Below are 9668 nucleotides of genomic sequence, written 5' to 3'. Positions count from 1 at the left end.
CGCGCGACGGGGCCGTTTTTTGTGAGGAACTCGTGGAGGACCGGCTGTTCTAGGCTCAGATGGCCTGCGCCGGGTGGGCATAGGAGATCGGCGAGGTGGCCGGATCGTCCTGGTAGCTGACCTCTTCCCAGGCCGAGGCATCGGCCATCAGGGTGCGCAGCAGCTTGTTGTTCAGTTCGTGACCGGACTTGTGCGCGTGGTACGCGCCGATCAGGCTGTGGCCGAGCAGGTACAGGTCACCGATCGCGTCGAGGATCTTGTGCTTGACGAACTCGTCCTCGTAGCGAAGGCCGTCCTCGTTCAGCACTCGGTAGTCGTCCAGCACTACCGCGTTGTCCATCGAGCCGCCCAGCGCCAGGTTGTGCTCGCGCAGCATCTCGATGTCGCGCATGAAGCCGAAGGTGCGCGCGCGACTGACTTCCTTGACGAACGAGGTGGTGGAGAAGTCGATCTCGGCGCGCGAAGTGCGCTGGCTGATGATCGGGTGGTTGAAGTCGATCGAGAAGCCGACCTTGAAGCCTTCGAATGGCTCGAAGCTGGCCCACTTGTCGCCTTCCTGCACCTTCACCGGCTTCTTGATGCGGATGAAGCGCTTGGCCACGTTCTGCTCTTCAATACCGGCGGACTGCAGCAGGAAGACGAACGGGCCGGCGCTGCCGTCCATGATCGGCACTTCCGGCGCGGACAGGTCGACGTAGGCGTTGTCGATGCCCAGGCCCGCCATCGCCGAGAGCAGGTGCTCGACCGTGGAAACGCGCACCTCGCCGTCGACCAGCGTGGTCGACAGCCGGGTATCACCGACATTGTCCTCGCGCGCGCGGATATCCACCGGCGGGGTCAGGTCGGTGCGACGGAACACGATGCCGGTATTCGGCGCCGCGGGTCGCAAAGTCATATACACCTTGTCACCCGTATGCAGGCCGACGCCGGTCGCCCGGATGACGTTTTTGAGCGTACGCTGCTTGATCATCGTAGTTGGTACCTGTGTAGGCAGCAGCCAATCAGGAGCGGATGCTAACACAGTTTTAACCTGTGATAAAAGCAAACCGTACCGTACAGTCTGATTAAGCCTTCATGTTTCTTTCATCCTTGAAAGCTGACGCGTCCGCTGCGGTTTTCCCGATGAAGCGACGGCGCGACACGATACCCCGGGCCTGGGACGGGAATCCGGCACGGGGTATCGGGCCAGTCGTTGCGAGCAAGCCCGCGCCGACAGGCCGTGCGTCATCCCGACGCACAGTCTTGTTGCTGTAAAGCTGCGAACGGCCAGCCGAAGCCGACCTCGGCCCTTCCCCGCGCATCGCCCGGTTCGGCAGACGGCGCCGGCACGGCACGATGGAAGTAGTGACCGACCCAACGGGCGATCGTTCAATCCTTTCGCATCTCCTTAACTTGTGCAAGCGGTCCGAAGCCCATATGCCTCCTCAGTCGGCCTGGCGGCGCAGGAACGCCGGGATATCCAGGTAATCGAAGCCCGGCTCGGCACCCTTCGCCGGTGCCGCCGGTTCCGTACGGCCGTGGCTGACCGCCATCTCCGGTTGCGCGTAGTCGACCACCTCGTTGCCGGTACCGGTCCGCAGCACCACCGGACGCGGGCGCATCTGCACCTGCTGGGTCTCGACCATGCGGATCGGCGGCTGCTGGCGCGAGGCCATCGCCCGGTTGAGGCCGGTGGCGACCACGGTGACGCGCACGTCGTCCTTCATCTCCGGGTCGAGCGACGTGCCCATCACCACGGTGGCGTCCTCGCTGGCGAAGTCGTGGATGATGCGACCGATCTCGTCAAACTCGCGCATGGTCAGGTTGGGACCGGCGGTGACGTTGACCAGGATGCCGCAGGCGCCGTTGAGGTTGACGTCCTCCAGCAGCGGGTTCTTGATCGCCGCCTCGGCCGCCGCCTGGGCGCGGTCGTCGCCGCGGGCGGTGCCCGAGCCCATCATGGCCAGGCCCATCTCCGACATCACGGTGCGCACGTCGGCGAAGTCGACGTTGATCAGGCCCGGGGCGGTGATCAGATCGGCGATGCCCTGCACGGCGCCCTGCAGCACGTCGTTGGCGGCCTTGAACGCGTTGAGAAGGGTAACCTCGCGGCCGAGCACGCTGAGCAGCTTCTCGTTCGGCACGGTGATCAGGGAGTCGACGTGCTGGGACAGGTCCTCGATGCCCTTCAGCGCAACCTGCATGCGCCGACGGCCCTCGAACGGGAACGGCTTGGTCACCACCGCCACGGTGAGGATGCCCTTCTCCTTGGCCAGCTGCGCCACCACCGGCGCCGCGCCGGTACCGGTGCCACCGCCCATGCCGGCGGTGATGAACACCATGTCGGCACCTTCCAGCATCGCCTCGATCCGTTCGCGATCCTCCAGCGCAGCCTGCCGGCCGACTTCGGGGTTGGCGCCGGCGCCGAGACCCTTGGTCACGTTGCCACCCAGTTGCAGGTGGGTGCGCGAGCCGCAGCTGTTCATCGCCTGCGCGTCGGTGTTGGCGACGACGAATTCCACGCCTTCGATGTTGGCATTGAGCATGTGCGCCACGGCATTGCCGCCGCCGCCGCCCACGCCGATCACCTTGATGACTGCATTGGGTGCAAGTTTATCGATCAGTTCAAACATTTCCCGTCCTCCGCAGAGTTGTTGTCGTTGTAACCATGGGTGGCGACTCCTGTCGGTCCATGGTGGTGGGCGGATGTCCCTCCACCCATGGCGTCGCCTCCTGCGCCGCCGGATTCGTGTTGTTCAGAAATTCCTGGTGAGCCAGCCGCGCAACTTGCCGACCAGGCCGCCGACGCTGCCGCCGGCCGAGCCGCCCACGCGCGTGCCGCCGGCGCGCGCGCCGTGCAGCAACAGGCCCACGCCGGTGGCGTGCAGCGGACTGGAAACGACTTCGCCGAGGCCCTCGATCTGCTGTGGCACGCCGATGCGCACCATCTTGTGGAAGATCTCCTCGGCCAGCTCCAGCGCGCCTTCCATCTTCGAGGCGCCGCCGGTCAGCACCACGCCGGCCGCCACCAGGCTCTCGTAGCCGGAGCGGCGCAGTTGGTCCTGCACCATCTCGAAAATTTCCTCGTAGCGCGCCTGCACGCTCTGCGCCAGCGACTGCCGGGCCAACCGGCGCGGTGGACGATCGCCCACGCTGGGCACCTGGATGGTTTCCTCGGCATGGGCCAGCCCGGTCACCGCACAGGCGTACTTGATCTTGATCTCCTCCGCATGCGCGGTCGGCGTGTGCACGCCGTAGGCGATGTCGCTGGTGACCTGGTCGCCGCCGACCGGCAGCGAGGCGGTGTAGCGGATCGAGCCCTGGGTGTAGATCGCGATGTCGGTGGTGCCCGCGCCGATGTCGACCAGGCACACGCCCAGCTCGCGCTCGTCGTCGGTCAGCACCGCCTTCGCGCTGGCCACCGCCGAGGGCACCAGCTCGTCCACGGTGAGGCCGCAGCGCTGGATGCACTTGGTGACGTTCTGCACCGCAGCCGCCGCGCCGGTGACCAGGTGCACGTTCGCCTCCAGCCGCACGCCGCTCATGCCGATCGGCGCGCGGATGCCGTCCTGGCCGTCGATGCGGTATTCCTGCGATTCCTTGTAGAGCACCTTGCGGTCGGCCGGGATCGCCACCGCGCTGGCCGCCTCCAGCACCTGCTCCAGGTCGCTGGCGGTCACCTCGCGGTCGCGGATCGCCGCGTTGCCGTGCGAGTTGCGGGTTTCCAGGTGGCTGCCGGAGATCGAGGCATAGACCGAGCGGATGTCGCAGCCGGCCATCAGCTCGGCCTCCTCCACCGCGCGCTGGATCGAATGCACGGTCGATTCGATGTCCACCACCGAGCCGCGCTTCATGCCGCGCGAGACGTGGGTGCCGATGCCGATCACGGTGATCGGCTCGCCCGGCTCGTACTCGCCGACGATCGCCACCACCTTCGACGTGCCGATGTCGAGCCCGACCACCAGTTGCTTGTCATTGCGCGGCTTCATGAGCGGGGCGAACCTCCAGCGTTGGCGGCGGCCGTCGGCGGCCAGCGCACGGCAAATCCATTGGTGTAACGAAGATCGGCGTAGGCGAAACCGTCGCTGTGACCGGCGATGAGTTGCGGGTAGACGTCGAGAAAGCGGCGCAACCGGCGGCCGGCGTACTCGCGGTCGCCAACCACGACCTGCGCGCCGTCGGCCATGCTCACGCTCCAGCTGCCGCGCTCGGTCAGCGCCACGCCGGTGACCTGCAGATGGGTGCCGGCGAACGCCTTGCTGGTTTCCGCGTAGAAGCTGACCACCTCGGCCAGCCGCGCATCTGGACCGTGCAGGCTCGGCAGCGCGCCGATGCCGTCCATGCCCGGCGCCGCGAACACCAGGCCCTGGCGGCTGATCAGCTGCTTGTCGTTCCAGCGCGCGAACGGCTCGCGCTCGTAGATGCGCAGCAGCAGGGTATCGGGCCAGCGCTTGCGCGCTTCCACTGATTCCACCCACGGCAGCGCAGCCACCGCTTTCTGCACCGCGTCGAGATCCAGCGCGAAGAACCCCCTGCCCAGACGCGGCCGCACAGCGGCGCGGATGTCGTCCGCGCTGACGTGCCGGAACTCGGCCTGCACGGTCAGCTGGGTCACCGGCCAGCGCCCGACCGCGAACCACCCGCGCAACACGCCGACGATCGGCAGCGCGACCAGCGCGATGGCGAGGCACCAGGCGACGAGGCGGATGGTTCCTTTCACTGGGCGCCTCCGTTGGAGTCGCGGGATGACCAGCCCTTCGGCTGTTGAGAGCCGGGATTCGGGATTCGGGATTCGGCAGAACCATCCGCGTCGAACGAACCATCGCGGAAGCTGGTTTCCAGCACGCGCCAGCACAGCTCCTGGTAGTCGATGCCGGCAGCCTTGGCCGCCTTTGGCACCAGCGAGTGCGAGGTCATCCCCGGTGCAGTGTTCACCTCCAGCAGCCAGTTGCGGCCCAGGCGGTCGCGCATCACGTCGACCCGGCCCCAGCCGGTGCAGCCCAGCGCGTCGAACGCGGCCAGCGCCAGTGCGCGCAGCTCCGCCTCGGCATCGCCTTCCAGGCCGGGGCACAGATACCGCGTGTCCTCGGCGATGTACTTCGCGTTGTAGTCGTAGAACGCACCCTTCGGCACGATGTGGATGCTGGGCAGCACCTGGCGACCGAGGATGGCGACGGTCAGTTCGTCGCCCTCGATCAGGGTTTCCATCAGCAGGTCGCCCGGATACTTCGCGGCCAGCTCGACCGCCTGGTCCAGCTGGGATTCCTCGAACACGCGGGTGACGCCCACGCTGGAACCCTCGCAGGCCGGCTTCACGATCAGCGGGAAGCCGATCTGCTGCGCCGCCGCGTGCACATCCGCGCCGCGCGGCAGCGCCACGAACTTCGGCGTCGGCAGGCCCAGCGACTGCCACACGCGCTTCGAACGCGTCTTGTCCATCGACAACGCCGAGCCAAGCACGCCCGAGCCGGTATACGGCACCTTCAACGCCTCCAGCGCGCCTTGCAGCACGCCATCCTCGCCACCGCCGTGCTGGCCGTGCAGGATGTTGAACACGCGCGCGAAGCCACCGGCGCGCAGCGCGTCGAGCAGCGCGGGGATGCCGTCGACCGGCTGCGCGTCCACGCCGCGCGCCCTGAGCGCTTCCAGCACGTTGCGGCCGGAATCCAGCGACACCTCGCGCTCGGCCGAGCTGCCGCCCATCGCCACGGCGACGCGGCCGAATTGTTGGGAATCCTTGATCATGGTGCTCACTTGCTTGTCCTCAAATGACCGATCTGCGCCAGTTCGACCGCTGCCGCGCCGATGTCGCCGGCGCCCAGCAGCAGCAGCAGGTCGCCGTCGCGCAGCAGCGTCGGCAGGGTTTCCTTCAGGTCGCGCGGATGCTCGACCAGTACCGGATCGACCTTGCCGCGGGCACGCACTGCCCGCGCCAGCGCGCGGCCATCGGCACCGGCGATCGGCGGCTCGCCGGCCGGGTAGACGTCGGTCAGCACCAGCACGTCGACCTCGGCCAGCACGTTGGCGAAGTCGTCCAGCAGGTCGCGCGTGCGGCTGTAACGGTGCGGCTGGAAACCGACCACCAGGCGGCGTTCCGGCCAGCCGCCGCGCGCGGCGGCGAACACCGCGGCCAGTTCGCGCGGGTGGTGGCCGTAGTCGTCGACCAGGAGCACGCTGCCCTGGTCCAGCGCGATCTCGCCACGCCGGTGGAAGCGCCGGCCGACGCCCTGGAAATTCTCCAGCGCACGCGCCAGCGCATCGGCCTCGACTCCCAGTTGCCAGCCGATCGCCGCGGCGGCCAGCGCGTTCAGCACGTTGTGCCGGCCTGGCAGATTGAGCTTGACCGGCAGCGCTTCGTCGCGACCCGGCAGCAGCAGCTCGAAGTGCATCTCGAAGCCGTGCTGGCTCACGTTCTTCGCGCGCACGTCGGCGTCGGCGGTGTCGATGCCGTAGGTCATCACGCGGCGCGTGGTGGACTTCGCCAGCACGGCCACTTCGGGGTCGTCCACGCACAGCACGGCCAGGCCATAGAACGGCAGTCGGTGCAGGAAATCGGCGAACGCCTTCTTCACCTCGGCGAAGTCGCCGTGGTAGTTCTCCAGGTGGTCGGCGTCGATGTTGGTGACCGCGGCGATCACCGGCGACAGCAGCAGGAACGAGCCGTCGGATTCGTCGGCCTCGGCGACCAGGTACTGCCCGGTGCCCAGCCGCGCATTGGCGCCGGCCGCGTTGAGCTGACCGCCGATCACGAAGGTCGGGTCGTAGCCGGCCTCGGCCAGCACGCTGGCGGTGAGGCTGGTGGTGGTGGTCTTGCCATGCGTGCCGGCGATCGCCACGCCGCGGCGGAAGCGCATCAGTTCGCCCAGCATCTCCGCGCGCGGGATCACCGGGATGCGCGCTTCGCGTGCGGCGACCAGCTCCGGGTTGTCCTGTTTGATCGCGCTGGAGGTCACCACCACGTCGGCGGCGCCGATGTTTTCCACCGCGTGGCCGACGTGCACGTCGATACCCAGCTGCCGCAACCGCTGCGCGGTGGGCGAGTTGGCGCGGTCGGAACCGGACACGGCGTAGCCGAGGTTGTGCAGCACCTCGGCGATGCCGCTCATGCCGACTCCGCCGATGCCGATGAAGTGCACCCGGCGGAACGTGCTCATCGGGTCCTCATGCGCATGCAATCGACGCGGGGTCATGCGGCGACCTCCAGGCAGGCGCGCGCAATGACCTGCGCCGCATCGGGTTTCGCCAGCGTCCGCGCGGCTTCTGCCATCGCCAGCAGGCGCTGGCGATCACCCAGCAGCGATGCCAGCCGCTGCGCCAGAATCTGTACGTCCAGCTCGTTCTCCTGCATCAGTTCGGCGGCGCCGGCCGCCATCAGTACTTCGGCGTTGCGGGTCTGGTGGTCGTCCACCGCATGCGGGAACGGCACCAGCACCGCGCCCAGTCCCGCCGCAGCGAGTTCGGCCAGGGTCAGCGCGCCGGCGCGGCAGACGGCCAGGTCGGCCCAGCCGTAGGTGCCGGCCATGTCGTCGATGAAGGCCACCACCTGCGCCTCGACGCCGGCCTGCGCATATGCCTCGCGCGCTTCATCGAGGCCGCGACTGCCGCACTGGTGCAGCACCTCGGGACGCTGCGCCGGCGCCAACCGGGCCAACGCCTGCGGCAGCGCCAGGTTCAGCGCGCGCGCACCGAGGCTGCCGCCCAGCACCAGCAGGCGCGGCTTGCCGCTGCGTCCCGCCATGCGCTCGGCCGGCGGCGGCAGCGCGGCGATCGCCTCGCGCACCGGGTTGCCGACCCATTCGGCGCGCGGCAAGGCATCGGCGAAGCCGGCCAGCACGCGCTTCGCCAGCCCGGCCAGCTTGCGGTTGGTGAAGCCGGCCACGCGGTTCTGCTCATGCACCAGCAGCGGACGGCGCAGCAGCCACGCGGCAAGACCGCCTGGGCCGGCCACATAGCCGCCCATCGACAGCACGCTGCGCGGCCGCACCTGGCGCAGCACGGCCAGCGAAGCGAACAGTGCACGCAGCAGCATCAGCGGCGCCAGCAGCCGGGTCCGGAGGCCCTTGCCGCGCAGTCCGCCGACGGCCACCGTGTGCAGCTCGATCCGCTGCGCCGGCACCACCTTCGTCTCCATCCCGCCGACCGCGCCCAGCCACACCACCGGCATGCCCTGCGCGCGCAGGCACTCGGCTACGGCCAGGCCGGGGAAAATGTGGCCGCCGGTACCGCCGGCCATGATCAGCACGGGCCGGGAGTCGTTGGGCCGGGAATCGGGAATCGGGAATCGGGAATCGGTAGAGCACGGCGCACCAACACCCTCGCGGCCGGGGATGGTCGACATCGCTGCAGCTTCGCGCAGCGTGCTTTCCCAATTCCCTATTCCCAATTCCCTATTCCCGGCCATGCTCATGCCGCCACCGCCTCGCGCGGCTTCGCCGCGACGTTCCCGTCAAGCGCGGCCACCGCCGCCGGCATCCGGGTGGCCATCTGCCGCGCGTCCAGTGCGCGGTTGATCTCCCAGGTGGCGCGCAGCAGCACGCCGGCCATCGCGCAGGTCAACACCATTGACGAGCCGCCGTAGCTGATCAGCGGCAGGGTCAGCCCCTTGGTCGGCAGCGCACCCAGGTTCACGCCCACCGACACGAACGCCTGCATTGCCAGCATCAGCGAGACGCCGAACGCGACGTAGCCGGCAAAGCGCTGGCCCACCTCGACGCCCTTCAGCCCCAGATACAGGCCGCGCCCCACCGCCAGGCCGAACAGGCCGATCACCAGCAGCACGCCGGCCAGGCCCAGCTCCTCGCCGATCACCGCGAAGATGAAATCCGTATGCGCCTCCGGCAGGTAGGACAGTTTCAGCACGCTGGAGCCCAACCCCACCCCGGTCCATTCGCCGCGGCCGATCGCCATCAGCGACTGGGTCAGCTGGAAGCCGTCGTTGAACGGGTCCTTCCACGGGTCCATGAACGAGGTCAGCCGCTTCATGCGGTAGCTCTCGCCGGTTGCCGCCACGTACAGCAGCGGCATCAGCGGCAGGCCCATCAGGAACAGAAAGATTGGCCGCGCACCGCCCAGCCAGACCATCGCGATGGTCACCGCGATCACCAGCGTGGCCGAGCCGAAGTCCGGCTGCGCCAGCAGCAGCAGCACGATCATGCCGGCCACCAGCACCGGCTTGAACAGGCCCAGGAACTTCGTCTCCACATTTTCGCGATGACGCACCAGGTAGCTGGCGACGTAGATCACCAGAATGAGCTTTACCGCCTCCACCGGCTGGAACGTGGTGACCAGCAGGTTCAGCCAGCGCCGCGCGCCGTTGATGCGCATGCCCAGGTGCGGCACGAACACCGCCAGCAGCATCAGGAACGCCAGCGCCAGCAGCGGGAACGCGAACTTCTCCAGCAGCTTCAGCTCGGTGCGCATCGCCAGCCCGGCGGCGACCAGCCCGAAGCCGAGGAACAAGAGATGCCTCTTCAGGAAATAGAACGCGCCGAGGTGCTGGCTGTCGGCCACCGCGATCGAACTGGACGTCACCATCACCACGCCCACGCCGGCCAGCCCGACCAGCGCAACCAGCAGCCACAGATCGAAGCTGCCGCACGGACCGCTGCGGCGTTTGGCCTGGGTGGTGGCGTCAAACATGGGTCTGCTCCGCAGCCAGGGAATAGGGAACAGGGAATAGGGAATCGGCA

At 68.3% G+C, this 9668-nt stretch carries 8 protein-coding genes; all 8 read right to left on the bottom strand.

Annotated features, from left to right (window positions below; translation table 11 throughout):
- Positions 1 to 55: 55 nt before the first annotated feature.
- On the bottom strand, positions 56 to 970 hold the full coding sequence (lpxC, locus tag UUA_RS01870) for a UDP-3-O-acyl-N-acetylglucosamine deacetylase (protein ID WP_008433766.1): 915 nt from the start codon (positions 968 to 970) through the stop codon (positions 56 to 58).
- 454 nt (positions 971 to 1424) lie between these two features.
- Positions 1425 to 2612, bottom strand: a complete 1188-nt coding sequence (ftsZ, locus tag UUA_RS01865) for a cell division protein FtsZ (protein WP_008433764.1) — start codon at positions 2610 to 2612, stop codon at positions 1425 to 1427.
- Positions 2613 to 2735: 123 nt separating this feature from the next.
- On the bottom strand, positions 2736 to 3968 hold the full coding sequence (gene ftsA, locus UUA_RS01860; protein WP_008433762.1) for a cell division protein FtsA: 1233 nt from the start codon (positions 3966 to 3968) through the stop codon (positions 2736 to 2738).
- Positions 3965 to 4699: a cell division protein FtsQ/DivIB gene (locus tag UUA_RS01855; protein WP_008433760.1), complete on the bottom strand. Its 735-nt coding sequence runs from the start codon at positions 4697 to 4699 to the stop codon at positions 3965 to 3967. Before UUA_RS01855 ends, ftsA begins: the two co-directional genes overlap by 4 nt.
- Positions 4696 to 5724: a D-alanine--D-alanine ligase gene (locus UUA_RS01850; RefSeq protein ID WP_153022897.1), complete on the bottom strand. Its 1029-nt coding sequence runs from the start codon at positions 5722 to 5724 to the stop codon at positions 4696 to 4698. The genes UUA_RS01855 and UUA_RS01850 overlap by 4 nt, the downstream gene beginning before the upstream one ends.
- 5 nt (positions 5725 to 5729) lie before the next feature.
- Positions 5730 to 7169: a UDP-N-acetylmuramate--L-alanine ligase gene (gene murC, locus UUA_RS01845; protein WP_039953405.1), complete on the bottom strand. Its 1440-nt coding sequence runs from the start codon at positions 7167 to 7169 to the stop codon at positions 5730 to 5732.
- Positions 7166 to 8212, bottom strand: a complete 1047-nt coding sequence (gene murG / locus UUA_RS01840; RefSeq protein ID WP_039953408.1) for an undecaprenyldiphospho-muramoylpentapeptide beta-N-acetylglucosaminyltransferase — start codon at positions 8210 to 8212, stop codon at positions 7166 to 7168. The genes murC and murG overlap by 4 nt, the downstream gene beginning before the upstream one ends.
- Before the next feature lie 170 nt (positions 8213 to 8382).
- Complete coding sequence (ftsW, locus tag UUA_RS01835; protein WP_008433753.1) at positions 8383 to 9618, bottom strand: putative lipid II flippase FtsW; 1236 nt, start codon at positions 9616 to 9618, stop codon at positions 8383 to 8385.
- Between the last annotated feature and the right edge of the window lie 50 nt (positions 9619 to 9668).

Origin of the sequence: Rhodanobacter thiooxydans LCS2 (genome assembly GCF_000264375.1) — a bacterium.
Taxonomy (GTDB): Bacteria; Pseudomonadota; Gammaproteobacteria; order Xanthomonadales; family Rhodanobacteraceae; genus Rhodanobacter; species Rhodanobacter thiooxydans.
Note: the sequence above shows the minus strand (reverse complement) of the source record. Positions and strands in the feature narration are given on the sequence as shown.